Source organism: Arthrospira sp. PCC 8006, assembly GCF_046480465.1.
In the GTDB taxonomy this organism is placed as follows: domain Bacteria; phylum Cyanobacteriota; class Cyanobacteriia; order Cyanobacteriales; family Microcoleaceae; genus Limnospira; species Limnospira platensis.
Genome location: NZ_PKGG01000529.1, coordinates 1 through 544, shown reverse-complemented (window position 1 = coordinate 544; position 544 = coordinate 1). Strand labels below are relative to the sequence as shown.

Below are 544 nucleotides of genomic sequence, written 5' to 3'. Positions count from 1 at the left end.
AAACCTCAACCAACTTGCTAAAGAAGGCAAGCTGGATCCCGTAATTGGTAGAGAAGAAGAAATCCGCCGCGTACTACAGATTCTTTCACGCCGTACGAAAAACAACCCCATCCTCATCGGTGAACCAGGCGTCGGAAAAACCGCCATCGCCGAAGGTATGGCGCACCGCATTATCAACGGCGATGTACCGGAAAATCTAAAAGACAAAACCATCTTTGCCCTGGATATGGGAGCGCTTATCGCCGGTGCAAAATACAAAGGTGAATTTGAAGAACGTCTCAAAGCCGTAGTGAAAGAAGTCACCTCCGATGATGGAAACATCATCCTCTTCATCGACGAGATTCACACCCTCGTGGGAGCCGGCGGTGGCGAAGGCGCAATGGATGCCGCCAACATCCTCAAACCCGCATTAGCCAGAGGAGAACTCCGAGCAGTAGGCGCCACTACCCTAGCAGAGTATCAGAAGTACTTTGAAAAAGACAAAGCCCTCGAACGTCGATTCCAGAAGGTGTTGGTGGAAGAACCCGATAATGAATCCGCCATT

At 50.4% G+C, this 544-nt stretch carries 1 protein-coding gene; it reads left to right on the top strand.

Features of this window, described 5'->3' with window-relative positions:
• On the top strand, window positions 1-544 hold a 544-nt coding region (locus tag B9T16_RS29210), incomplete at both ends, for an AAA family ATPase (RefSeq protein WP_410246451.1).